At 47.2% G+C, this 24,917-nt stretch carries 24 protein-coding genes and 1 tRNA gene; 21 read left to right on the forward strand and 4 right to left on the reverse strand.

Going from position 1 to position 24,917, the window contains the following annotated elements; translation table 11 throughout:
• Positions 1-9 precede the first annotated feature (9 nt).
• The 8 genes from nuoI to KDM87_RS12545 all read left to right on the forward strand — a co-directional run bounded on the left by nuoI (position 10) and on the right by KDM87_RS12545 (position 7,540).
• On the forward strand, positions 10-498 hold the full coding sequence (gene nuoI / locus KDM87_RS12510) for an NADH-quinone oxidoreductase subunit NuoI (RefSeq protein WP_186885127.1): 489 nt from the start codon (positions 10-12) through the stop codon (positions 496-498).
• A 16-nt stretch (positions 499-514) separates the two neighbouring features.
• Positions 515-1,147 (forward strand): NADH-quinone oxidoreductase subunit J, encoded by a 633-nt coding sequence (locus KDM87_RS12515; RefSeq protein ID WP_212679396.1) that lies wholly within the window; start codon positions 515-517, stop codon positions 1,145-1,147.
• Between the two features lies 1 nt (position 1,148).
• The gene (gene nuoK / locus KDM87_RS12520) at positions 1,149-1,457 is read left to right on the forward strand and encodes an NADH-quinone oxidoreductase subunit NuoK (RefSeq protein ID WP_186885129.1); all 309 of its coding nucleotides are present in this window, start codon (positions 1,149-1,151) and stop codon (positions 1,455-1,457) included.
• Positions 1,458-1,538: 81 nt separating this feature from the next.
• Positions 1,539-3,575 carry an NADH-quinone oxidoreductase subunit L gene (nuoL, locus tag KDM87_RS12525; protein WP_212679397.1) on the forward strand — a complete coding sequence of 679 codons (2,037 nt, stop codon included), beginning with the start codon at positions 1,539-1,541 and terminating at the stop codon, positions 3,573-3,575.
• Between the two features lie 26 nt (positions 3,576-3,601).
• Positions 3,602-5,095, forward strand: a complete 1,494-nt coding sequence (locus KDM87_RS12530) for an NADH-quinone oxidoreductase subunit M (RefSeq protein WP_212679398.1) — start codon at positions 3,602-3,604, stop codon at positions 5,093-5,095.
• 86 nt (positions 5,096-5,181) lie between these two features.
• Positions 5,182-6,657: an NADH-quinone oxidoreductase subunit NuoN gene (gene nuoN, locus KDM87_RS12535; RefSeq protein WP_408058732.1), complete on the forward strand. Its 1,476-nt coding sequence runs from the start codon at positions 5,182-5,184 to the stop codon at positions 6,655-6,657.
• 12 nt (positions 6,658-6,669) lie between these two features.
• Positions 6,670-6,981, forward strand: a complete 312-nt coding sequence (locus KDM87_RS12540; protein ID WP_212679399.1) for a DUF2818 family protein — start codon at positions 6,670-6,672, stop codon at positions 6,979-6,981.
• Complete coding sequence (locus KDM87_RS12545) at positions 6,974-7,540, forward strand: NUDIX domain-containing protein (protein ID WP_212679400.1); 567 nt, start codon at positions 6,974-6,976, stop codon at positions 7,538-7,540. The genes KDM87_RS12540 and KDM87_RS12545 overlap by 8 nt, the downstream gene beginning before the upstream one ends.
• A gap of 75 nt (positions 7,541-7,615) precedes the next feature.
• Here KDM87_RS12545 and KDM87_RS12550 read toward each other — a convergent pair whose 3' ends face one another.
• Both KDM87_RS12550 and KDM87_RS12555 read right to left on the reverse strand, forming a co-directional pair.
• Positions 7,616-8,257: a CoA transferase subunit B gene (locus tag KDM87_RS12550; protein ID WP_212679401.1), complete on the reverse strand. Its 642-nt coding sequence runs from the start codon at positions 8,255-8,257 to the stop codon at positions 7,616-7,618.
• 18 nt (positions 8,258-8,275) lie between these two features.
• A complete protein-coding gene (locus tag KDM87_RS12555) occupies positions 8,276-8,977 on the reverse strand; it encodes a CoA transferase subunit A (protein ID WP_212679402.1) in 702 nt (233 codons plus the stop codon).
• A gap of 193 nt (positions 8,978-9,170) precedes the next feature.
• Between KDM87_RS12555 and KDM87_RS12560 the strand changes: the two genes are divergently transcribed.
• Positions 9,171-9,722, forward strand: a complete 552-nt coding sequence (locus KDM87_RS12560) for a LuxR C-terminal-related transcriptional regulator (RefSeq protein ID WP_408058733.1) — start codon at positions 9,171-9,173, stop codon at positions 9,720-9,722.
• A 248-nt stretch (positions 9,723-9,970) separates the two neighbouring features.
• On the opposite strand, the gene KDM87_RS12565 is transcribed toward KDM87_RS12560, so the two are convergent.
• Entirely contained in the window at positions 9,971-10,747 is a 777-nt protein-coding gene (locus tag KDM87_RS12565) for an SDR family oxidoreductase (RefSeq protein ID WP_212679404.1), read from the reverse strand.
• Between the two features lie 316 nt (positions 10,748-11,063).
• Here KDM87_RS12565 and KDM87_RS12570 point away from each other — a divergent pair, with 316 nt between their 5' ends.
• Positions 11,064-12,734 (forward strand): electron transfer flavoprotein-ubiquinone oxidoreductase, encoded by a 1,671-nt coding sequence (locus KDM87_RS12570; protein ID WP_212679405.1) that lies wholly within the window; start codon positions 11,064-11,066, stop codon positions 12,732-12,734.
• Between the two features lie 61 nt (positions 12,735-12,795).
• Here KDM87_RS12570 and KDM87_RS12575 read toward each other — a convergent pair whose 3' ends face one another.
• Positions 12,796-13,590, reverse strand: coding sequence for a 3-hydroxybutyrate dehydrogenase (locus KDM87_RS12575; RefSeq protein WP_212679406.1), 795 nt, complete (start codon positions 13,588-13,590; stop codon positions 12,796-12,798).
• 182 nt (positions 13,591-13,772) lie between these two features.
• On the opposite strand from KDM87_RS12575, the gene KDM87_RS12580 reads away from it, so the two are divergent.
• The 11 genes from KDM87_RS12580 (at position 13,773) to KDM87_RS12630 (ending at position 24,914) form a co-directional block, all read left to right on the forward strand.
• Entirely contained in the window at positions 13,773-14,588 is an 816-nt protein-coding gene (locus KDM87_RS12580; protein ID WP_230407755.1) for an alpha/beta fold hydrolase, read from the forward strand.
• An 8-nt stretch (positions 14,589-14,596) separates the two neighbouring features.
• Positions 14,597-14,947 (forward strand): RidA family protein, encoded by a 351-nt coding sequence (locus KDM87_RS12585; RefSeq protein WP_212679408.1) that lies wholly within the window; start codon positions 14,597-14,599, stop codon positions 14,945-14,947.
• A gap of 8 nt (positions 14,948-14,955) precedes the next feature.
• Positions 14,956-17,190 carry a RelA/SpoT family protein gene (locus tag KDM87_RS12590; RefSeq protein ID WP_212679409.1) on the forward strand — a complete coding sequence of 745 codons (2,235 nt, stop codon included), beginning with the start codon at positions 14,956-14,958 and terminating at the stop codon, positions 17,188-17,190.
• Between the two features lie 111 nt (positions 17,191-17,301).
• Positions 17,302-17,378, forward strand: a tRNA-Val gene (locus KDM87_RS12595).
• 216 nt (positions 17,379-17,594) lie between these two features.
• Complete coding sequence (gene thrS, locus KDM87_RS12600; protein ID WP_212679410.1) at positions 17,595-19,505, forward strand: threonine--tRNA ligase; 1,911 nt, start codon at positions 17,595-17,597, stop codon at positions 19,503-19,505.
• A gap of 71 nt (positions 19,506-19,576) precedes the next feature.
• Complete coding sequence (gene infC / locus KDM87_RS12605; protein WP_212679553.1) at positions 19,577-20,098, forward strand: translation initiation factor IF-3; 522 nt, start codon at positions 19,577-19,579, stop codon at positions 20,096-20,098.
• A gap of 156 nt (positions 20,099-20,254) precedes the next feature.
• Positions 20,255-20,452 (forward strand): 50S ribosomal protein L35, encoded by a 198-nt coding sequence (rpmI, locus tag KDM87_RS12610; RefSeq protein WP_038493025.1) that lies wholly within the window; start codon positions 20,255-20,257, stop codon positions 20,450-20,452.
• Between the two features lie 28 nt (positions 20,453-20,480).
• The gene (rplT, locus tag KDM87_RS12615) at positions 20,481-20,840 is read left to right on the forward strand and encodes a 50S ribosomal protein L20 (protein WP_186885142.1); all 360 of its coding nucleotides are present in this window, start codon (positions 20,481-20,483) and stop codon (positions 20,838-20,840) included.
• A gap of 126 nt (positions 20,841-20,966) precedes the next feature.
• Positions 20,967-21,983 (forward strand): phenylalanine--tRNA ligase subunit alpha, encoded by a 1,017-nt coding sequence (gene pheS, locus KDM87_RS12620; protein WP_212679411.1) that lies wholly within the window; start codon positions 20,967-20,969, stop codon positions 21,981-21,983.
• A gap of 49 nt (positions 21,984-22,032) precedes the next feature.
• On the forward strand, positions 22,033-24,459 hold the full coding sequence (gene pheT, locus KDM87_RS12625; protein ID WP_212679412.1) for a phenylalanine--tRNA ligase subunit beta: 2,427 nt from the start codon (positions 22,033-22,035) through the stop codon (positions 24,457-24,459).
• A gap of 41 nt (positions 24,460-24,500) precedes the next feature.
• Positions 24,501-24,914, forward strand: a complete 414-nt coding sequence (locus KDM87_RS12630; protein WP_186885145.1) for an integration host factor subunit alpha — start codon at positions 24,501-24,503, stop codon at positions 24,912-24,914.
• Positions 24,915-24,917: the final 3 nt, after the last annotated feature.

The raw sequence follows: 24,917 nt of genomic DNA on the forward strand, positions 1-24,917 counted from the left end.
GCTGAAAAGATGGAAGCAATCAAAGATTTTTTTGGCAGCCTGATGCTGCGCGAACTGATAAAGGGACTGGCATTGACTGGTCGCTATATGTTCGCCCGCAAGATTACTGTCCAATTCCCAGAAGAAAAAACGCCGCAATCGCCACGTTTCCGCGGTTTGCATGCGCTGCGTCGCTATCCCAATGGTGAAGAGCGTTGCATTGCTTGTAAATTATGTGAAGCGGTTTGCCCAGCGATGGCGATTACGATTGAATCGGATCAGCGTGAAGACGGTAGTCGTCGCACGACACGATATGACATCGATCTGACCAAATGCATTTTCTGCGGTTTCTGTGAAGAATCCTGCCCGGTTGATTCCATCGTTGAAACGCATGTATTTGAATATCACGGTGAGAAGCGCGGCGATCTTTATTTCACTAAAGAGATGTTATTGGCAGTCGGTGATCGCTATGAACCACAAATTGCAGCTGCTCGTGCTGCTGACGCTGCATATCGCTAATTAGAACGGTTTCAATATGGAATTTACTACCGCATTATTTTATGTTTTCGCAGCGATCCTTGTGCTCGCTGCGACACAGGTGATTACCGCACGTAATCCTGTGCATGCCGCGTTGTTCTTAGTGCTGTCGTTTTTCTCCGCAGCCGCAATATGGTTATTGTTGAAGGCGGAGTTTCTTGCCATCGTTTTGGTGTTGGTGTACGTCGGTGCAGTCATGGTGTTGTTTTTGTTCGTTGTGATGATGCTGGATATCGATATCGATAAATTACGAGCAGGATTCTGGGGACATTTACCATTGGCTGCGACTGTTGGTGTCGTGATTGTTCTTGAGATGTCTGCAGTGTTATGGCGTGGTTTTTTACGTCCGGATAATCATGTTCCAGCTGCTGCGGATACGATAGGTAATACGAAAAATCTCGGTATGGAAATTTTTACTCGCTACACATTGGCGTTTGAAATTGCCGCTGCAATTTTGTTACTCGCGATTGTTGCAGCTGTTGCATTGACTTTACGTCGTCGCAAAGACAGTAAATATTTTGATCCGGCAAAAGCTGTCAAAGTGAAAAGTGCTGATCGCGTTCGCATCGTGAAAATGAAAGCGGAATCTGAACGTACTTTAACTTCATCGACAGAAAAGCAAGAGGGCTGATATGGCTTTGACACTGACACACTATCTGATACTTGGCGCGATTCTGTTTGCAATTTCTATTGTCGGCATTTTTCTGAATCGAAAAAATATTATCGTTTTGCTCATGGCAATTGAATTGAATTTGCTGGCGGTGAATATGAATTTCATCGCGTTCTCTCACTATCTGGGTGATGCGGCCGGGCAAATTTTTGTATTTTTCATTCTGACAGTTGCTGCTGCAGAATCTGCGATTGGGCTTGCTATTCTCGTTGTCTTGTTCCGTAATCTGGACACGATAAACGTCGAAGATTTGGACGCACTCAAAGGATAATGTTTCGTGGGGAAATGCTGCGCGCTGCTCCCCATCATTCGCTGGCGATTTAAAAAAGTAATAAGCTAAAAAAGGGTCATCATGGCGGGGCAACTTAACCCACAACTACTATTGGCAGTACCTCTGGCTCCATTGGCAGGATCTGCCATTGCCGGTTTACTGGGCACCAAATTTTTTGGTAACGTCGTAGGGCGTAAAGTTTCACACACCGCGACCATACTCGGTGTGCTAGTTGCATTCATTATTTCATGCATGACGCTTAATGCTTTGATGAATGGCGCGCCAGTTTACAATGCTACTTTGTATCAATGGATGCAGGTTGCCGGTTTAAAACTGGAGGTTGGTTTTCTGGTCGATAATCTGACCGCGATGATGATGTGTGTAGTGACCTTTGTATCACTGATGGTGCATATTTACACGGTCGGCTACATGGCTGAAGATGAAGGTTACAACCGCTTTTTCTCATATATCTCGCTGTTCACGTTCTCCATGCTGATGCTGGTGATGAGCAACAACTTCCTGCAATTGTTTTTCGGTTGGGAAGCTGTGGGTCTGGTGTCTTATTTGCTGATCGGTTTCTGGTACACCAAACCGACTGCAATTTACGCCAATATGAAGGCTTTTTTGGTTAATCGTGTAGGTGACTTCGGGTTTATCCTCGGTATCGGTCTGTTGCTCGCTTATGCGGGTTCCATGAACTACACAGAAGTGTTCGCGAAGAAAGAGGAACTGGCTAAACTGATTTTCCCAGGAACTGACTGGATGTTGATTACGGTTGCCTGTATCTGCCTGTTTATCGGTGCTATGGGTAAATCTGCACAATTTCCGCTGCACGTCTGGTTACCAGATTCGATGGAAGGCCCAACCCCGATTTCTGCGCTGATTCATGCGGCGACCATGGTTACTGCCGGTATCTTTATGGTATCGCGCATGTCTCCGTTATTCGAATTGTCTGATACTGCTTTGTCGTTCATCTTGGTGATCGGCTCGATAACGGCGTTGTTCATGGGTTTCCTTGGTATTATCCAGAATGACATTAAACGTGTGGTTGCTTATTCCACACTGTCTCAGCTCGGCTATATGACGGTTGCACTGGGCGCTTCAGCATACTCGGTTGCTGTGTTTCACCTGATGACCCATGCGTTCTTTAAAGCACTGCTGTTCCTTGCGGCAGGCTCGGTCATCATTGGTATGCACCATGATCAGGATATCCGGAACATGGGCGGACTTCGTAAATACATGCCTATCACCTGGATCACTTCATTGTTAGGTTCTTTAGCGTTGATTGGTACTCCATTCTTCTCAGGTTTTTACTCCAAAGACAGTATTATCGAAGCGGTTCAGGCCTCTCATATTGCTGGCTCTGGCTTTGCTCAGTTTGCTGTCTTAGCAGGTGTATTTGTCACAGCGTTTTATTCTTTCCGTATGTACTTTCTGGTGTTCCACGGAAAAGAAAATTTTGGACATGCGCATGATCACCATGATGCGCACCATGCAGCGGATGAACATCATCACGGGTTGGCACCAGGCCAAAAACCACATGAGTCTCCATTCGTTGTCTGGTTTCCGCTGGTGATGTTAGCGATTCCGTCTGTATTAGTCGGTTTCATCGCGATTGAACCTATGCTGTTCGGTAGTTTCTTTAAGGACGTTATTTTCGTCAATGAAGCTCACCATGCGATGGAAGAGTTAAAACACGAGTTTCACGGCCCCATTGCGATGGCAAGACATGCACTGACGTCAGCTCCGTTCTGGTTAGCATTTGCGGGTGTGGCTGTTTCCTATTTCTTCTATATGGTCAAGCCGTCGATACCTGCGGCAATCAAGAAAAATGCAAGTGCCGTCTACACTTTGCTCGACAACAAATACTACATGGACAGGTTTAATGAAATCGTTTTTGCCGGTGGCGCACGTTTGCTCGGTCAGGGACTGTGGAATGTTGGCGATAAAGGCTTAATTGATGGATTGGTCGTGAATGGTAGTGCGAAGCTGGTGGGATGGTTCTCAAAGCTTGTTCGCTTATTCCAGAGCGGCTACATCTATCACTATGCTTTTGTAATGATTTTGGGCGTGTTGGCATTCCTCGTGTATTTCATGCCATTCCCTTTTGCTAAATAAGTGACCTCGGCTAAAAAAATATAATCATGATGCAGTCAACTTCCTCCTTACTCAGCCTGGCGATCTGGTGTCCAATCGCATTTGGTATTTTTGTTCTGGCTTTTGGCCGTGATCATAACCGTGGTTTAGTTCGCGGTGTGTCTCTGCTTGGTTCTTTAACGAGTTTTCTCGTAACCTTGCCGCTGATCACCAATTTTGATAATTCAGCGCATGGGATGCAATTTGTTGAGAAATTTTCCTGGATAGAAAAATTCAACATTTTTTACTCACTTGGTATTGATGGTATTTCTCTATGGCTGGTGCCACTGACAGCGTTTATTACCGTGATTGTCGTTATTGCAGCCTGGGAAGTTGTTGAGAAACAGGTGGCTCAGTACATGGGTGCTTTCCTGATTCTGTCCGGCCTGATGATTGGTGTTTTCTGCGCTTTGGACGGCATGTTGTTTTATGTTTTCTTTGAAGCGACTTTGATACCGATGTATATCATCGTCGGTATCTGGGGTGGTCCAAACAGGGTTTACGCGGCATTCAAATTTTTCCTGTACACCTTGCTTGGCTCTTTACTGACTTTGCTTGCCATCATTTATCTGTACATTCAGGCGGGTCACTCGTTTGATATCCTGGTCTGGCACAAACTGCCGCTTCCGATGTCAACACAGATCGCTATTTTCTGCGCATTCTTGATGGCATTTGCTGTTAAGGTACCGATGTGGCCAGTGCATACGTGGTTGCCCGATGCTCACGTTGAAGCGCCTACCGGTGGTTCAGTTGTTCTGGCCGCGATCATGTTGAAGCTGGGTGCTTACGGTTTCCTGCGTTTCTCTTTACCTATTGCACCGGACGCAAGCCACTATATGGCTGGTTTCATGATTACTTTGTCTCTGGTTGCGGTGATTTATATTGGTCTGGTCGCACTGGTGCAGGCTGATATGAAAAAGCTGGTCGCGTATTCATCTATTGCGCATATGGGTTTTGTTACACTCGGGTTTTTCATGTTTAACGACATGTCTGTACAGGGTGCGATTGTACAAATGATTTCTCATGGCTTTATCTCTGGCGCGATGTTCCTGTGTATCGGCGTTTTGTACGACCGTGTGCATTCACGTCAGATCGTAGACTACGGTGGTGTAGTGAATAAGATGCCTAAATTTGCAGCATTGTTTGTGTTGTTTTCAATGGCCAACTGCGGTTTGCCAGCAACGTCAGGCTTTGTCGGTGAGTTCATGGTGATTCTCGGCGCAGTACAGTTTAATTTCTGGATTGGCATGCTCGCCGCAACAGCATTGATTTTCGGTGCAGCGTATTCTTTGTGGATGGTCAAGCGGGTTGTTTTCGGCAAAATCACGAATGAGCATGTTGCTCATCTGAGTGATATCAATGCACGTGAATTTTTTATGTTGGGCGTTTTAGCAATCGCTGTGATTGTAATGGGATTGTATCCAGCACCTTTTACCGACGCGATGCAAGTTTCCGTGACTGATCTTTTAAAGCATGTGGCGACGTCAAAGTTACCGCTCTGATTGAAGATATAGACAAGTAAGCCCGTCGACAATTTTCGTTGCGCTAATTGTGTGACAGCAGATTAATGCTAGTAGAACTGAATAATATGAACTTCACACCACTTTATCCTGAAATATTTTTGCTGCTGGCAATCTGTACTATTTTGCTGGTTGACATGTTTTTGCCTGATAGCAAACGTAACCTGACTTACGTCATGAGCATACTTGCTTTGTTTGTTTGTGGTGCGCTGACGATCGCGACTTCGAATACTGACGGGTCAACTTATGTCAGCAACAACATGTTTGTCTCAGATCCGATGTCGACCCTGCTCAAGCTTTGCTCTTATGTTGCGGTGGGCATGACTTTCATCTATTCACGTCAATACGTGACAGATCGCGGGATGACCAATGGCAAGTCGGGTGGTGAATTTTATGTCTTGGCATTGTTTTCTCTGTTAGGGCAGATGATCATGATTTCAGGGAATAATTTCCTGATTATCTATCTTGGTCTGGAATTGATGTCTTTGTCTTTGTATGCACTGGTTGCCTTGCGCCGTGAACATACACCGTCAACCGAAGCATCAATGAAATACTTTATTCTTGGTGCGCTGGCATCCGGGTTCATGCTCTACGGTATTTCTATGTTGTACGGTGCCACCGGCTCTTTGGAATTAGCGGAAGTTGCCAAGGTAGCGAGCTCTCCAACTGCAAATAAAACTATTCTGGTGTTTGGTATTGTATTTCTGGTGGCGGGCTTGGCATTCAAGTTAGGCGTTGTTCCTTTCCACATGTGGGTACCCGATGTATATCAGGGGGCTCCTACAGCAGTGACATTGTTATTGGGTGGCGCTCCGAAATTAGCCGCCTTTGCGATGACATTCAGGTTATTAGTTGAAGGCTTGTTCTCTCAGGCGGTAGACTGGCAACAAATGCTGGTTGTGTTGGCGGTACTGTCGATGGCAATCGGTAATCTTACTGCTATTGCTCAGACTAATCTGAAGCGTATGCTTGCATACTCGACTATTTCTCATATGGGCTTTTTGTTGTTGGGTCTGTTGTCTGGCGTTGCTCACGGTAACACTGCTCTTGCCGCCGATGCGTACAGTGCCGCGATGTTTTATAGCATCACGTATGTGTTAACCACGTTAGGTACTTTCGGCGTCATTATGTTGCTGGCTCGTTCTGGTTTTGAAGCTGAAAATCTTGACGATCTGAAAGGTCTGAACAAACGCTCGCCTTGGTTTGCATTGGTCATGTTGCTGTTGATGTTTTCTCTGGCAGGCATTCCTCCGTTGATGGGCTTTTATGCCAAGTTGTCAGTGTTACAGTCGGTGATCGCAACCGGACAGGTATGGTTGTCCTTAGTGGCTGTGTTGTTCTCTTTGATTGGCGCGTTTTATTATCTTCGCGTTGTTAAACTGATGTACTTTGATGAAGCCTCAGACAACGCTTTGATTACTCCTAGTGTTGACGTTCGCGTGGTCTTGAGCATGAATGGATTAGCCGTTTTAATTCTCGGTATCGTCCCTGGTGGTTTGATGACGGCATGTTTGAACGCGGTTGTAAAAACCTTAGCGTCATAAGGTTCATCTCTTTTGACTAGTTTGACTTCCGTCTGGTTGATCGTCGTGTTGGCAGTTATCGCTGCCAACCTGCCTTTTTTTAATGAACGCTGTTTCGCAGTTTTTGCGTTACGGCGTTTTTCTTTTATCAAACCATTTTGGTTGCGTTTGCTTGAACTGATCGTCTTGTATTTTGTGATTGGTGCTACTGGCGCATTCTTTGAGAGTTCAAGCGGCAATCGCTTTCCGCAAGGATGGGAATTTTTTGCTATCACCGCTTTTTTATTTCTGGTTTTAGCTTTTCCCGGATTTGTCTTTCGTTACCTAAGGCGGCGTCGTGACTGATCGTTTTTCTGGCGACGCGCACTTACTTGAGGAAAAGATCAGCGGCAGCCTGGTCTACGAGGGTGATTTTCTGCAGGTTCAAAAGGATAATGTATCTTTGCCAAATGGCCATGTCGCAACCAGAGAGTTTATACGCCATCCGGGGGCTGTCGTCATTATTCCGATATTTGACGATAACAAAATTCTGCTTGAACGCCAATTTCGTTATCCGCTGAATCGAGTTTTTATTGAATTCCCTGCAGGGAAAATTGATGCCGGTGAAGACCCTTTGATTTGCGCTCAAAGAGAGTTGCGCGAAGAGACTGGTTATACGGCAACCGATTGGCGCCATCTCTGCACGATTCATAATGCCATCGCCTATTCCGACGAAAGGCTGGAGATTTACGTTGCCCGTGGTTTAACAGCCGGTCCGGCTTCTTTAGATGAAGAAGAATTTTTAGAAACATTTACAGCCACTGCAACAGAGATGTCAGATTGGGTAAGAGCTGGCAAGATTACGGATGTAAAAACCGTGATAGGTTCATTTTGGCTGGAAAAGATACTGTCAGATCAATGGTAAGTTGATCGTCGTTGGATCAATATAAAAAGGCCGGCGTAAATTACGTCGGCCTTTTTAATTCAAAGCGTGAATGATCTATTGAAATGCGCTGATATCAATTTTTGCTTCAGTTTTCGCGACAACTTCTTCCACGCTGACGTCATGAGCGAGCTCAATTAACTTAAAGCCTTCCTGAGTAACATCAATCACACCCAGATCGGTAATAATACGGTTGACGACACCAACCCCGGTTAACGGCAGGTTGCAGGATTTAAGAAGCTTGTGCGCATTGTCTTTCGCAACATGCTCCATCAGAACCACCACACGTCCTACGCCTGCGACCAGATCCATTGCGCCACCCATGCCCTTAACCATCTTGCCTGGTATCATCCAATTCGCGAGATCACCATTTTCGCTGACTTGCATTGCCCCTAAAATGGCAAGATTGATTTTTCCACCACGTATCATTGCGAAAGAATCGGCCGAGCTGAAAATGGAAGAGCCGGGCAGGGTAGTTACTGTCTGTTTTCCTGCATTAATTAAATCAGGGTCAACTTCATCTTCGGTCGGAAAGGGACCAATCCCCAGCAGCCCATTTTCAGATTGTAACCAGACTTCCATGCCAGCAGGCACATGGTTTGCCACTAGCGTTGGCAGACCAATTCCGAGATTAACGTAAAATCCGTCTTGCAATTCTAATGCTGCGCGTGCAGCCATTTCATCGCGATTCCATGCCATATTAATTCTCCTGGTATCTTATTTAGTGGGGCGCACAGTGCGTTGCTCAATACGTTTTTCGGGTTGCGTATTGACGACGATGCGATGCACGAAAATACCCGGAGTATGAATTTCATCCGGATCGAGATCACCTGTTTCTACCAGCACTTCCACTTCTGCAATAGTGACTTTCCCTGCCATCGCCACATTGGGATTGAAATTACGTGCCGTTTTCCGATAGACCAAATTTCCCGCCTTATCTGCTTTCCACGCTTTTACCAGCGAGACATCGGCAACCAAGGCTCTTTCCATAACATATTTCTGACCATCAAATTCACGAATTTCCTTACCTTCTGCAACGATAGTACCGACACCTGTTTTCGTAAAAAATGCCGGAATGCCAGCACCGCCGGCGCGAAGTTTTTCTGCCAGTGTTCCTTGTGGAGTGAATTCCAATTCTAATTCGCCAGCCAGATACTGACGTTCGAATTCTTTATTTTCACCAACATAGGAAGAAACCATTTTTTTAATCTGACGTGTTGTCAATAATTGGCCGAGCCCAAAACCATCGACGCCGGCATTATTAGAAATGGCCGTCAATTCTTTGACACCAGAATCACGCAACGCGGCAATCAAAGCTTCCGGTATTCCACATAAACCAAAACCACCAACCGCGATTGTCTGCCCATTTTTGACTACATTGGCCAAGGCGGCCTTTGCGTCCGGATATTCCTTATTCATCGTTGTCTCCTCATAGATATTTCGGGAAATACTTGCCTGTTTTTCTCGCAACAACACGAATATCGGTTGCTGGCGTATTACTTTTTTCAGAATAGGGCTCAGGATAAGATGCTGAGCTATACTCCGCAATACCGTAAAACTACCTGAATAAATTTACCTTATCCATCTGCACAAGAACAACCATATGATAGAGATGCACACTATTGATTTTGAAGTTATTTTCCAACAAGCACCGATAGGAATGTGTGTCTCTCAAAACCGTATTATTTATGCCTGCAATGATGATCTTGCACAGATGTTTCACTATAAAAAAAGCGATCTGATCGGGCAATCTTTCCAGATACTCTATCCAAGCCCTGATGAATTCGAGCGTACTGGTGCTCGCATCACGCCTATCATGAATGCAAAGGGTTCCTATTCTGATGAGCGCATTATGAAGAGAGCGAATCAGGAATTATTCTGGTGTCACGTAACCGGACGCGGGTTGCGGAAAAATGAGCCGCATGCGGCCGGTATCTGGACATTTGAAGACCTGAGTGCAAAGCGCCCAGTGAGTGCTGAACTCACGCCGAGAGAAAGGGAGATCGCTGCCTTGCTTGTTGAGGGAAAGACCAGTAAATTGATCGCCAGGCAGATATCACTCAGCCCAAGAACAGTTGAAATGCATAGAGCGAAGCTGATGAAGAAATTTTCTGCCGCAACATCAAGCGAGCTCGTGCATAAGTTGCTGAGAATTATGCGTTAACCCGTTTTTCGCTCGATGGGGCAATATCTGCGTAGGGCGACGCGGCGTGTTCGGCCATGTCAGAATACAGATGATAATAAAGGGATATCCCGCGGTTTTGCTGACAGAAAATCTGTTGATCCGTTTAGGTACTTGAGGCTTAAGTAGTATAGGAAAAAAATTTTTACTATTGCGGAATTGGTGGCTAATTTTCTGACTCGTATGAGTTAGGGTTGTTAACCTTACTCACACGAGATCAATGAAATCAGTTACTGCACACTCATTCCGTCATCTGCCGTTACGATTGCACCATTCAGGAAGCGGGACTCTTCTGCTGCCAACAATAACAACAGGCCATCAAGATCTTCAGGTGTGCCGACGCGCTTGCGTGGCAGCATTTCTATCAGTTTCTGTCCTTGTTCAGTGTCGAAATATTCCTGATTGATTTCTGTCGAAATATATCCGGGGCAAATTGCATTCACGTTGATGCCGTATTTGCCCCATTCAACTGCCATTGCCTTCGTCATGTGTACGACTGCAGCTTTACTCATGCAGTAGATGCCAATTTGTGGCAACACGCGCAGACCCGCGACTGAGGCGATGTTGATAATGCGGTGTTGTTTTCGTTGGTCGCCTTTGTATCTGGTGATCATCCGTTTTGCAGTTTCCTGCGCCACAAAAAATGAACCCCGTTGATTGGTATCCATCACATAATTGTAATCATCAGGGGTAACGTCGACCAGACGTTGCGTCGTTGATACACCTGAGTTGTTGATCAGAATATCGATAGGGCCGGCTTCCGTTTCAGCATGGGCGATCGCTGATTTGATGCTCGCATAGTCTGTCACATCCAGCGCGACGACGTGGGCTGCACCGCCATCAGCTTCAATTTCTGCGCGTAATTCTTTCAGTCTGTCAACGCGGCGGGAGGCAAGCACGACCTGTGCGCCAGCTTTTGCCAGCACTTTCGCAAAGCGAGCACCTAAACCGCTGGATGCACCGGTAATCAGTGCGACTTTTCCCTCAAAATTAATTTCTATTCCCATCAGTATCTCCTGCAAAAATTTGGATAAACTCAGTACTTCCGTTTAATACACTATCATGACATACAGTGTCTTTTTGTGTGGCCCAGAATTTAGCACGCGCTGTCTTTTGATTGATAGTTCTGAGAGATTCATCGCTTTAATTGATGCAGGCTAAACACTGCTCTGCGATAATTATCTTTCGCCAACACTCAGTATCCGCGTTCCGCAATGGATGTCTTCATCTAATCGGCTGCTTGCGCAATGGCAGATCAACAGCTAACATGCGTTGATTAATTTAGCACGTTCGTTCGAAAAATATTTTAAAGCGATTACAGTCATGACCCAAAACATTCTTGAACAGTACGGTCCCCGCGATGCGATGGAGTACGATGTCGTTATTGTCGGCGGCGGTCCTGCAGGCTTGTCTGCTGCGATCAAACTCAAGCAACTCGCAGTGGAAAACGGAAATGAAGTTTCCGTTTGCGTGCTGGAAAAAGGTGGCGAGCTTGGTGCTCATATTCTTTCCGGGGCGGTGATGGATCCAGAGGCGCTGAGTGAACTTTTTCCTGACTGGAAAGAGCTTGGCGCTCCGCTGAACACGGAAGTGACTGAAGACCGATTCTTATTTTTATCTGAAACCAAGGCATACAAAACACCGAACTGGATGTTGCCTGCCTGTTTTCAGAATCATGGAAACTACGTGATTTCGCTGGCCAACGTAGTGCGTTGGCTGGGGCAACAGGCTGAAGCATTAGGTGTAGAGATTTTCCCGGGCTTTCCTGCTGCAGAAATCCTGTATAACGACGATGGCTCGGTAAAAGGTGTTGCGACTGGCAATATGGGCGTGAATCGCGAAGGCGAGCCGGGTCCAGCATTCCAGCTTGGTATGGAGTTGCATGCAAAATATACTTTGTTTGCTGAAGGTGCCCGTGGACATCTTGGTAAGCAACTGATCGCAAAATATAAGCTGGATGCCGGTAAAGACCCTCAGACTTATGGTATCGGTATTAAAGAATTGTGGGAAATTGATCCCGCTAAGCATCAGCCTGGTCTGGTAATACACACAGCTGGATGGCCGCTGGATAACGCTACTTATGGCGGTTCTTTCCTGTATCACTTGGAAAATAACCAGGTCGCAGTCGGTTATGTGGTCGGGCTTGGATATGAAAATCCGTATCTCTCGCCGTATGAAGAATTTCAGCGTTATAAAACCCATCCGGAAATCCGCCAGTTCTTTGAGGGCGGTAAGCGGATTGCGTACGGCGCGCGTGCGATTACAGCGGGTGGCTTGCAGTCATTGCCCAAGCTGACTTTCCCAGGTGGCGCTTTAATTGGTTGTGATGCCGGTTTCCTGAACGCCAGCCGCATCAAAGGCAGTCATGCTGCGATCAAGACTGGGATGTTAGCTGCCAATGCAGTGTTTGATGCTTTAGGCGAAAATCGTCAATACGATGAAGTGACCGCGTACAGCACAGCTTTCGAGGCATCTTGGTTGCATGAGGAATTACATAAAGCGCGCAATTTCAAGCCGTCCATGAGTAAGGGTTTGGTACTTGGCACATTAATGGTTGGAATTGATCAGGTCGTTTTTGGTGGCAAAGCACCATGGACCTTGAGACATACGCATGCCGATCACGAGTGTTTGCGTCCAGCTTCTGAGTTTCAGCCAATTAACTATCCTAAGCCGGATGGCAAGCTGACATTTGATCGTTTGTCTTCTGTATTTATCTCCAACACGAATCATGCAGAAGACCAGCCTATCCATCTGACTTTAAAAAATAGTAACGTTCCGGTTGACGTGAATCTGGCGAAATATGCAGGCCCGGAAGCGCGGTATTGTCCAGCCGGTGTGTACGAATTTATGAAGACCGATGATGGTAAGGATCGTTTGCAGATCAATTCACAAAACTGTGTTCATTGTAAGACTTGTGATATTAAAGATCCGACGCAAAACATCGTGTGGGTGACACCGGAAGGTGGCGGTGGACCCAACTACCCGAACATGTAAAACTGAAAAAAGCCGCTGTGAAAAAACAGCGGCTTTTTCATAAAAGGGAGAAGTACTATCGTTATTGTGCCGCCCAGCCGCCATCCATGTTCCAGGCAACCCCTCTGATCTGACTAGCGGAGTCGCTGCAGAAAAATACTGCAAGAGCCCCTAGTTGTTCCGGAGTCACGAATTCTCCTGATGGCTGTTTTTCCGCAAGCAGCGCTTTTTTTGCCGCTTCATTACTGATATTGTCTCGCTCCGCGCGGGCATCGACCTGTTTTTGTACTAATGGTGTCAGCACCCATCCTGGGCAAATCGCATTGCAGGTAATTCCCGTTTGCGCGTTTTCGAGTGCGGTGGTTTTTGTCAGCCCGATCAAGCCATGTTTTGCTGCAACATAGGCAGACTTTTGTGCAGACGCGACCAGACCGTGTACTGACGCGAGATTAATGATGCGACCCCAGTTTTTCTCTTTCATATAAGGCAGTGCCAGCCTTGTCGTATGGAAGCAGGAGGTCAGATTAATCGCAATAATGGCATCCCATTTTTCGACCGGAAAATCCTCAATATTCGCAACATATTGAATGCCCGCGTTATTGACGAGTATGTCGACGCCACCAAATGTCGCGCTGGCAAATGCCATCAAGGCGGCAATCTCGCTGGCTTTGCTCATATCGGCGTTGTGGTAAGCAGTTTTGACGCTGAATTTTTCTTCGGTGGTTTTCTGAATTGCCTGAATCTCATCCGGATCACCAAAGCCGTTAAATACGATGTTTGCGCCCGCGGCAGCGAGTGAATGCGCGATACCCAGACCGATTCCTGAAGTTGAGCCTGTCACCAGTGCTGTTTTTCCACGTAAAAAAGATGCTTGCATGTTGACTCCTGACATTAGTTATATAAAAAAGCATGCGTACAAAGCGAATGTGAATGATTTTAAGCGTAACGATCGGTAAAATGTGAGTTACTAGCAGTAGTAAAAATACTATCTCAGGGGAATGCCTCATGCAGCCAAGGCGCAATACCGTTCAATGCTTGTCTCCATCGGGGCTGCATACGATGTCCTACAAAGAGTGGGGTGACTCCGAAAATACCAAGGTACTGGTCTGTGTGCATGGCGTGACGCGGGTTGCCGACGATTTTGATGCTGTCGCGCAGTCCTTATCGTCGCATTACCGGGTTGTCTGTCCTGATGTTGTGGGTCGTGGCTATTCTGGCCGACTGCGCAATCCCTTGCACTATCAGTTGCCGCAATATGTCAGTGACATGGTGACTTTACTAGCGCGTTTGCAAGCAACAACTGTCGATTGGCTTGGTACTTCGATGGGCGGGCTGATAGGAATGGGAATTGCTTCGTTGGAAGGTAACCCGATACGTAAGCTGATCTTGAATGATGTAGGGCCAGCGCTTAATTCTGAGGCTTTGTTACGAATCGGCACTTACATTGGTGAGGATATACAGTTCCGAACTTTCGAAGAGGCTGCCACGTACATCAAGACGATTTCGCTCTCATTTGGTGAACATACTGAGGCTCAGTGGAGTAAATTGGCACGCGATGTCTTGCGCCAGACTCCCGATGGTCATTGGCGCAAGCATTATGATTTGTCTTTGGCTGACGCGTTTAAGGCGACGACACCGGAAATGATTGCGGCCGGACAGGCGATGCTTTGGGCTGCTTATGATGCGATTCGTTGCGAAACCTTGCTGGTGCGCGGTGCCGATTCTGATTTGCTGACAGCAGATACTGCGCTTGCGATGACGAAGCGCGGCCCATGTGCGCAGTTGATAGAAGTACCCCACGTCGGGCATGCCCCAACTTTTGTCAGTGAAGAGCAAATCAAACTGGTGCGTGATTTTTTGTTAAATGAAAAATAGAGTGAGTGATGGAAATAAAGAGATTGCACGTTGGTAAGCGCTTATCTGAGGTGGCGATATGTAATGGCGTCGTTTATCTGGCCGGGCAGATACCGGAAGATGTGAGTCAGGGCATTGCTGGTCAGACTAAAGAGGTACTTGGTCATATCGATCGCCTTTTGTCCGAGGCAGGGAGTGATAAGTCTCGGATACTTTCTTGTCAGATTTTTTTGACTGACATCAGTCAAATTGGCGAGATGAATACCGTCTGGGATGCGTGGGTTGCAGAAAATAATTCACCGCCACGCGCGACCGTAGAAGCCCGGCTGGCCAATCCTGATTGGTTGATAGAAATCGTTGTAACTGCAGCGCAAAAATAAAGAATTGTATGGTATCGACATCAGTTGCCGCATCAGAATCTCAGTTATTGGAAGGTCTGTCAGAAGCAGAGAAAGATAGGCTTATTTCTGCACTTGAATTTGTTACGCCGTTTTATGCGGAAAAAGACGTAATTACCGGACAGAATGCGTTGCAGTTTGTGCGTGGAGTGGCGTCCACACTGGCGATGTTGCGCACTGATATAGACTCACGTATTGCTGCTTTATTGTTCGAGTTGCCAGAATTAAACCCGATCGCGGCCGAGCAAATCGAAGCCCGTTACGGACAAGAGATTGCTGATCTGGTCAGTGGCATCCGGCGCCTGATGAAACTCCGCGAGACTGCGCTGACCCATCATGATGTTGGTCATGGCAAGGATGCGGCCGAGAAAGCTGCTGCGCAGATGGAAACGCTGCGCAAAATGATGCTGGCAATGGCAACCGATATGCGGGTAGTGTTGATCAGGCTAGCGTCGCGGGTGACAACTCTGCGTTATTTTGCCGAGTGCAAGCGCGAAGATAGCGCTACGCAGCAATATGCCAGCGAGACGATGAATCTGTATGCGCCGCTGGCAAACAGGCTGGGCGTGTGGCAACTGAAGTGGGAGCTTGAGGATTTATCGTTCCGCTTTCTTGAGCCCGCACAATACAAACGTATAGCCAAAATGCTGGAAGAAAAGCGTGTGGAGCGCGAGAGTTTCGTTGCAACGGCATTGGCACGTTTAACTTCCGAATTGAAAAACGCAGGTATCAAAGGTGAGGTATCTGGCCGTCCTAAGCACATTTACAGTATCTGGAAAAAGATGAAGGGTAAGTCAGTTAATTTTGACGAACTCTATGATGTGCGCGCGTTCCGGGTGGTTGTTGAGGATATCAAGGATTGTTATACGGTACTCGGACTCGTGCACAACGTCTGGGCGCCAATTCCGAAAGAATTTGACGATTACATTTCCCGCCCAAAATCGAATGGCTATAAATCTCTGCATACGGTCGTTGTTGTAGAGGATGGCCGGCCGCTTGAGGTGCAGATCCGGACGAAAGAAATGCATCAATTCGCGGAATATGGCGTCGCAGCGCATTGGCGTTATAAAGAAAGCGGTGGCTCTAACTTCACTGCGCAAGAATATGACGAAAAAATTGCTTGGCTGCGACAGTTACTTGCCTGGAAAAGCGAGGTTGCTGATGCGGTTGTTGAGCATGAAGATATACAAAGAGAGTGGGTGGAAAAGCTGAAGTCTGCGAGTCTGGATGAGCGGATTTATGTGCTGACGCCACAGGCAAGAGTGATTGAATTGCCGCGAGAGGCGACGCCGGTTGACTTTGCTTATCAGTTGCATACAGACGTTGGTCATCGTTGTCGCGGTGCCCGAGTCGATGGCGTGATGGTGCCGTTAAACACGCGTCTGCAGAATGGGCAGACCGTTGAAATCATTACGCTGAAGGCCGGATCTGCGCAGTCTGGCCCATCCAGGGACTGGCTGCATTCCGAGTATTCGGTCAGTACGCGTACCCGTAGCAAAATACGCGCGTGGTTTAACGTCATTGATCAGCAGGAAACGCTGGCATCTGGGCGGGCACTGGTCGAAAAAACTTTGCAGCGTGAAGGTAAGACTGCAGTTAATCTTGAGGAGTTGGCGCGCAAGCTGGGCTTTGCCGCATTGGATGATTTATTGCTGTCTGTCGGTAAAGAGGAATTCAGTCTCAGGCAGATAGAAACAGTGCTCAGGGATAGCCCGGTCGAAATACCTGACGATCTGAATATCACTAATAAGAGTCGTGCATCAAGTGTTACGCAAGGTGCGAAATCTGGCGTACTGGTTGTCGGGACAGATGGATTGATGACGCAGTTGGCACGTTGTTGTAAACCTGCGCCGCCGGATGATATCGTTGGCTTTGTTACCCGAGGTAAGGGCGTTTCCATTCACCGGCTGACCTGCAAAAATTTCGCAGAAATGCGTAATAAGGCACCCGAACGGGTGATACAGACGACGTGGGGTGAGCACGGTAAGGATACGGTTTATCCTGTCGATATTTTTGTATTAGCGCAAGACAGGCAGGGCTTGTTGCGCGATATCTCTGAAGTTTTTTCTAAGGAAAAAATTAATGTGGTTGGCGTGAATACGCAGAGTGCAAAATCGCAGGCTCGGATGTCGTTTACTGCTGAAATCGGCGGCACTTCGCAATTGCAAAAAGCCTTGACGACAATACGCGAAGTAAGTGGAGTGCTTGAGGTTCGGAGGCAATAAAGCAAGCCGGGGCGAATGCGGAGAAAATACAAGCGCCTGTTCTGTTCGTAGAAAAAGTTCGGTTCAGGGCTAGTAATTGTTCGCAGGTCTCTGCTATACTTCGGTTTCTTTAGACGCGTAGCTCAGCTGGTTAGAGCACTACCTTGACATGGTAGGGGTCGTTGGTTCGAGTCCAATCGTGTCTACCAACGGATTTAAGAAATATAAGTATTTTTAGATAAGAGCGAGAAAGGCATCCTGGTTATGACACCGCGAACTACCACGCAAATGGTTTGGGAGCGACTCTAGTCGAGGATCTTTTTCGTCTGTATCAAATTTGAAAAAGCACGGCTAGCCGTGCTTTTTTTTCGTCTTTATTTTCTAATCGCAAATTTCGGCAAACTTCTGCCACTATGGAGAGTGACATGGTCTCAGTAAAACTTCCTGATGGTTCGCAACGTCAATTTGATGCGCCTGTAACCGTGGCGCAAGTTGCCGCCAGTATTGGCGCTGGCCTTGCGAAGGCGGCGCTCGCTGGCAGAGTTGATGGTGTTTTGGTGGATACCTCATTCCTGATTGAGCGGGATGCCGAGTTGGCAATCGTGACCGACAAAGATGCTGATGGGTTGGATGTGATTCGTCATTCGACAGCGCATTTGCTGGCTTATGCGGTAAAAGAATTATTTCCCGATGCGCAGGTGACAATTGGACCTGTGATCGAAAACGGCTTTTATTACGATTTTTCTTATAAGCGTCCATTTACTCCTGACGATTTGCTCGCGATAGAAAAGAAAATGACTGAGCTCGCTAAAAAAGACGAATCGGTTATCCGCAAGGTATTGCCGCGGGACGAGGCTGTTGCTTACTTTAAATCGATCGGTGAGGCTTATAAGGCGGAAATCATTGAGTCGATTCCTGTTGATCAGGATGTCTCTCTTTATACCGAGGGCACTTTTACTGATTTGTGTCGTGGGCCGCACGTGCCATCCACTGGCAAGCTGAAAGTCTTTAAATTGATGAAACTCGCTGGTGCTTACTGGCGTGGCGATTCTAAGAATGAAATGTTGCAGCGTATTTACGGTACTGCTTTTGCAAAAAAAGAAGATCAGGAACAATACCTGCACATGCTGGAAGAGGCTGAAAAGCGTGATCACCGTAAGCTGGGTAAGTCACTGGATTTATTCCATTTTCAGGATGAGGCTCCGGGTCTAGTATTTTGGCATGCAAAAGGCTGGACGATCTGGCAGCAAGTCGAGCAATACATGCGTAAGGTTTATCAGGAGTGCGGTTATCAGGAGGTGAAGGGGCCGCAAATTCTGGATAGCAGTCTCTGGGGGAAAACAGGTCATTGGGATAACTACAAAGACAATATGTTTATCACAGAGTCGGAAAATCGCTCCTATGCGCTGAAGCCGATGAATTGCCCTGGGCATGTGCAGATTTTCAATTCTGGAATGAAAAGTTATCGCGATTTGCCATTGCGGTTTGGTGAATTCGGTCAGTGCCATCGTAACGAGCCGTCCGGTGCTTTGCACGGAATTATGCGTGTGCGTGGATTTACTCAGGATGACGGACACATTTTCTGTACGGAAGAGCAGATTCAGGATGAGGTAATTGCTTTCCACCCTCAGGCCATGAAGGTCTATGATGACTTTGGCTTTAAAAATATTGCGATTAAACTTGCATTGCGGCCAGAAAATCGCATTGGCAGTGACGAGGTTTGGGATACTGCTGAAGAAACACTGCGCGCTGGCTTGCGTGCTTGCGGTGTGACCGAGTGGGAAGAGTTGCCAGGTGAGGGCGCATTTTACGGTCCGAAAATCGAATACCATTTGAAAGATAGCCTGGGTCGCCCTTGGCAAGTCGGTACTATGCAGGTCGACTTTTTTATGCCGGGTCGCCTGGGTGCTGAATATGTGGCTGATGATAACAGTCGCAAAGTGCCGGTCATGTTACATCGCGCTATTGTTGGCTCGATGGAGCGCTTCATTGGCATTTTGATTGAAAATCATGCTGGTGCTTTGCCTTTGTGGTTATCTCCAGTGCAAGTTTCTGTGTTAAATATCTCAGAGTCGCAAGCAGAATACGCAAAATCTGTTGCTGAAATCCTGAAGAAACAAGGGTTTAGGGTTAACACGGATTTGCGTAATGAGAAAATTACCTATAAAATACGCGAGCACTCTATTCAAAAAATGCCTTACATAGTAGTAATAGGTGATAAAGAACGAGATGCAAACACAGTCGCTGTGCGTACGCGTGGCAATCTGGATCTGGGGGTGATGCCTCTTGATGCCTTCATAGCTCGTTTAAAAAACGAAGCAGACACTAAGGTTTAACAGATCAGTCCGCAATCTTGCTGTAAGCGAGATTGGCATGGTAAAGATTTAATTTTTTAAAGGAAACTGCAATAGCTACCGAAAGAACACATCGTATCAACGGGGAAGTTACCGCACCTGAAGTGCGCTTGTCCGGCGTTGATAATGAACCTCTGGGTATCGTTAAGCTGAGTGAGGCATTCCGTTTGGCCGAAGAGGCTAATGTGGATTTGGTGGAAATTGCACCCACTGCCCAGCCTCCTGTTTGTCGTTTGATGGATTACGGCAAGTTTAAATACCAGGAGCAGAAAAAAGCTCACGAAGCCAAACTGAAACAAAAAGTCATTTTGGTGAAAGAAGTGAAGTTCCGTCCTGGTACAGATGATGGTGATTACAACATCAAGCTGCGTAATCTGGTCAAGTTTCTGGATGACGGCGATAAAACAAAGATTACTTTGCGTTTTCGCGGTCGTGAAATGGCGCATCAGGAAATCGGTATGCGTGTGCTTGAGCGTCTGAAGCTCGATTTAGAGCCTTACGGTCAGGTAGAGCAGTTTCCAAAAATGGAAGGGCGCCAGATGGTCATGATTCTGGCACCTAAGAAAAAGAAATAAGTATTTTGTAGTACCTGTTTGGTACGGGTATTGCGATAGATCTGTTTCATCAGAAACAGATCACAATAAGTGAGAAGTAGGCATCCAAGAGTAGCGTTTATTGCTACCACCTACCATCATATAAAACCGGAGCTGTCGTCAACGACAGATAGTGTTATGCCAAAAATGAAAACAAAGAGCTCTGCTAAGAAGCGCTTTCGTGTACGTCCAGGTGGAACAGTAAAGAGTGGTCACGCTTTCAAGCGCCATATCTTGACTAAAAAGACCACAAAAAATAAACGTCAATTACGTGGTACACGTAACATCAATGCGTCCGACGTGACATCAGTCATGCGCATGATGCCTACCGCTTAACCTCATACTCACTATTTAAGGAGTTATTATGCCTAGAGTAAAACGTGGGGTTACCGCTCGTGCCCGTCATAAGAAAGTTCTGAACCTTGCAAAAGGTTACCGTGGTCGCCGTAGTAAAGTATTCCGTATTGCTAAGCAAGCAGTTATGCGCGCTGGTCAATACGCATACCGCGATCGCCGCAACAAAAAACGCGTATTCCGCGCATTGTGGATCACTCGTATTAACGCAGCAACCCGTCAACACGGTATGACTTACAGCGTGTTCATGAACGGCTTGAAAAAAGCTTCCATTGAACTCGACCGTAAAGTACTGGCTGACATGGCTGTGATGGACAAACCAGCGTTTGCTGCGATTGTTAATCAAGTTAAAGCCAACCTGGCTGCGTAATCAAAGTAATTTGTAGTCGTTGCGATGTGTTAAACATCGCTATATCAAGCGGGGCAGAGGTTGAATCCTATGCCCCGTTTTGTTTTCAGCTCATTATTTCAGCTTCACAGTAAGCGGGAACAACGCATGAACCCTTTAGATCAAATCGTCAGCCAGGCATGTGCTGATTTTCTCGCGGCACCGGATGCCGCCGCACTTGAAAATGCTAAGGCATTGTACCTGGGCAAAAGTGGCCAGATTACCGAACAGATGAAGAGTCTGGGGAAATTGTCTCCGGATGAGCGCAAAGTGCAGGGCGCGGTGATTAACGCAGCTAAAGTCAAAATCGAAAATGCTTTAACTGAGCGTCGTGACGCTTTGGCCGACGCGCAATTGCAGACGCGTTTGAATGCAGAAGCGATCGATGTGACATTACCCGGACGCGGCCGTGGTATCGGTGGCATTCATCCTGTGATGCGCACCTGGAAACGCGTTGAAGAAATTTTCCGATCAATTGGTTTTGATGTCGCTGACGGTCCTGAAATCGAAACCGACTGGACCAATTTTACCGCTTTGAATAGTCCTGAAAATCATCCTGCCCGTTCTATGCAGGACACTTTCTATATCGATGGCAAGGATACTCAGGGCAAGCAATTGCTGCTGCGTACGCACACTAGCCCTATGCAGGTGCGATATGCGCGCATGAGCAAACCGCCGATCAAAATTATTGCACCTGGCCGCACTTATCGTGTTGACAGTGATGCGACGCACTCCCCGATGTTCCATCAGGTTGAGGGCTTGTGGATTGCCGAAGATATCAGCTTCGCGGATCTGAAAGGTGTCTATCTGAATTTTGTCAAAGCGTTTTTTGAAACAGACGATTTGCAGGTGCGCTTCCGTCCTTCTTATTTTCCGTTCACCGAGCCATCCGCTGAAATTGATATCGCGTTCGGCAGCGGACCTTTGAAAGGCCGCTGGCTGGAAGTCTCTGGCTCAGGTCAGGTGCATCCTGCCGTGATCCGTAACATGGGTCTCGATCCTGAAAAATACATAGGCTTTGCGTTTGGTTCTGGCCTTGAGCGTCTGACGATGTTGCGTTACGGCGTCAACGATCTGCGTTTGTTCTATGAAGGCGATTTGCGCTTCCTGAAGCAATTCAACTAATTTTTTTGGGCAATCTGAGCCCAAGCATCTAACAATAGACGGCTGAATTATGCAATTTTCTGAAAACTGGCTCCGTACCATGGTCAATCCGAAGATGACTTCGGATGAGTTGTCTCATCTGTTGACCATGTCAGGTTTGGAAGTCGAAGAAGTGGAGCCTGTTGCTCCTCCTTTCAACAATGTCGTGGTTGCGGAGATTCGTGAAATCGTCAAGCATCCCGATGCTGATCGTTTAAATGTGTGTCAGGTTGATGTCGGCACCGGCACATTATTGAACATCGTTTGCGGCGCACCGAATGTCCGCGTTGGCATGCGTGTACCTTGTGCAACGGCTGGCGCTGTTTTACCACCGGGTGCAGATGGTAAGCCGTTCGTGATTAAGGTCGGCAAGTTGCGCGGTGTTGAATCGCAGGGCATGTTGTGTTCTGCACGCGAATTGAAATTATCTGAAGATCATGGCGGCCTGATGGAATTGCCGTCAGACGCGCCAGTCGGCCAGAATTTCCGTGATTACTATGAGTTGAATGATCTGAAGTTCACGATCAAGCTCACGCCGAATAAGGCTGACTGCTTATCCGTCTTAGGCGTTGCAAGAGAAGTGTCCGCGTTGACCGGAACGCCTTTGCAGATGCCTGCGACGGATGTCGTTGCACCATCCTTGCAGGAAGTGTTGCCGGTAACGGTGTCCGCGCCTGACTTGTGTGGTCGTTTCTGTGGTCGCGTGATTCGTGGCGTTAATGCGAAAGCACCGACTCCGGACTGGATGAAACAACGCCTCGAGCGCAGCGGACAGCGTCCTATTTCGGCGCTGGTTGATATTTCCAATTATGTGATGCTTGAACTCGGACGTCCATCTCACGTCTTCGATCTCGATAAAATTCATGGCGGACTCAATGTGCGCTGGGGTAAAGCAGGCGAATCGCTGAAACTGTTGAACGGCAATACCGTTGAGGTTGATGAATGGGTTGGCGTGATCGCCGATGAAAAAGAGATCGAATCTCTGGCCGGTATCATGGGTGGTGACTCAACCTCTGTTTCTCTGGATACGCAAAATATTTACCTTGAAGCTGCTTTCTGGTGGCCGCAGGCTATTCAGGGCAGGGGCCGTCGTTTTAATTTCTCTACCGATGCCGGTCATCGCTTTGAGCGTGGCGTCGATTTTGAAAACATCGTCGAACATATCGAACGTATCAGCGCTTTGATCGTTGAGATTTGCGGCGGCCGCGAACAGGTCAAGCTGGGACCAGTTAACGATCAGATTATCAATCTGCCGCAACGTTTACCGGTGAAATTGCGCACTGCGCGCGCACAAAAAGTCATTGGCGTACCTTTGACAGATGAAGTGATTGCCGATATTTTCAAACGTCTGGGATTGCAATTTACGCAGCAGACAGGTGAATTCCTGGTGACGCCACCATCCTATCGTTTCGATATCGAAATCGAAGAGGATCTGATTGAGGAAGTCGCACGCGTTTACGGTTTTGAGAATATTCCGGCTTTACCTCCGGTTGCCGCGAATGCGATGTTGATCGCACCGGAAAACCAACGCTCCCTGTTTGATTTGCGCGCGTTGGTCGCTGATATGGATTATCAGGAAGTGGTTAACTACAGCTTCGTTGAAGAAGCATGGGAAAAAGATTTTGCCGGTAATGATCAACCAGTGAAGTTACTGAATCCTATCGCCAGCCAGATGAGTGTGATGCGGACCAATCTGATCGGTAGTCTGGTAGCAAATGCCCGCTATAACCTGAACCGTAAAGTCAGCCGTATCCGTGTGTTTGAAATCGGTGCGGTTTACCTGCCAGACTCTTCTGTGCAGGATGGTCCGCTGGAAGTCGCAGGTTATCGCCAGCCTAAACATCTGACCGGACTCGCTTATGGTCCCGTCGTCGAAGAACAATGGGGCGTCGCAACACGCAATGTTGATTTCTTTGATGTGAAAGCGGACGTCGAGGCCTTGTTTGCGCCAAAAGTTGTGCGTTTCATCAAAAATGAACACGTTGCTTTGCATCCGGGGCGTAGTGCCAGCATAGAATGTGATGGCAATATTGTCGGCTTTATCGGTGAGCTGCATCCACGCTTGCAACAAAAATACGATTTGCCGCTGGCACCAGTTGTGTTTGAAATCAATACAGCTGCTTTGCAATCCGTCAATGTTCCGGTTTATCAGGAAATATCGAAATTCCAGGCTGTGAAGCGCGATCTTGCTCTTGTGGTTAAACAATCCGTTTCCGTGCAGGAGATGATCGATGTGTTTAACGCAGAAGTAAGCCGGAACGAAGCCTGTAAAATTGTGCAAGCGATTGTTTTGTTTGATGAATATCGTGGCAAGGGCTTGGAGGCGGATGAGAAAAGTCTTGCTTTCCGCTTTAGCTTACAAGATACTCAAGCTACATTGCAAGATGACAAGGTTGAAGCCGCAATGACTGCATTGACTCAGGCCGCAGGCTTGAAGTTTGCTGCCAAGCTGCGCTAAGATGATTGGCTCACGCCCGTATAGACTAGATGAGTTTGATAATGAATGACGTAAATTCCGCTGAATTTCAATCGGTGCTGGATGCCGATTTAAATCGTGCGATGCTGGAAGCAAGGGCGCGTTCTCAGGCGGAAAAAGAGTTACCCACTTTAACGAAAGCTGAGTTAGCCGAGCTGTTGTTTGAGCAGGTCGGCCTCAACAAGCGCGAAGCTAAAGATATGGTGGAAACCTTTTTCGATGAAATTCGTGATGCACTGGAACGCGGCGAAGCGGTGAAGTTGTCTGGCTTCGGTAATTTCCAGTTAAGAGACAAACCACAACGTCCCGGGCGAAATCCTAAGACGGGCGAAGAAATTGCGATTACTGCCCGTCGTGTTGTCACCTTCCATGCCAGTCAGAAATTGAAGGGTATGGTGGATGACATCAGCGGTCAACCATTGGCTCATGCTGCATAAAAG

It is taken from the genome of Cognatundibacterium rivi, from assembly GCF_018139565.1.
Taxonomy (GTDB): domain Bacteria; phylum Pseudomonadota; class Gammaproteobacteria; order Burkholderiales; family Burkholderiaceae_D; genus Undibacterium; species Undibacterium rivi.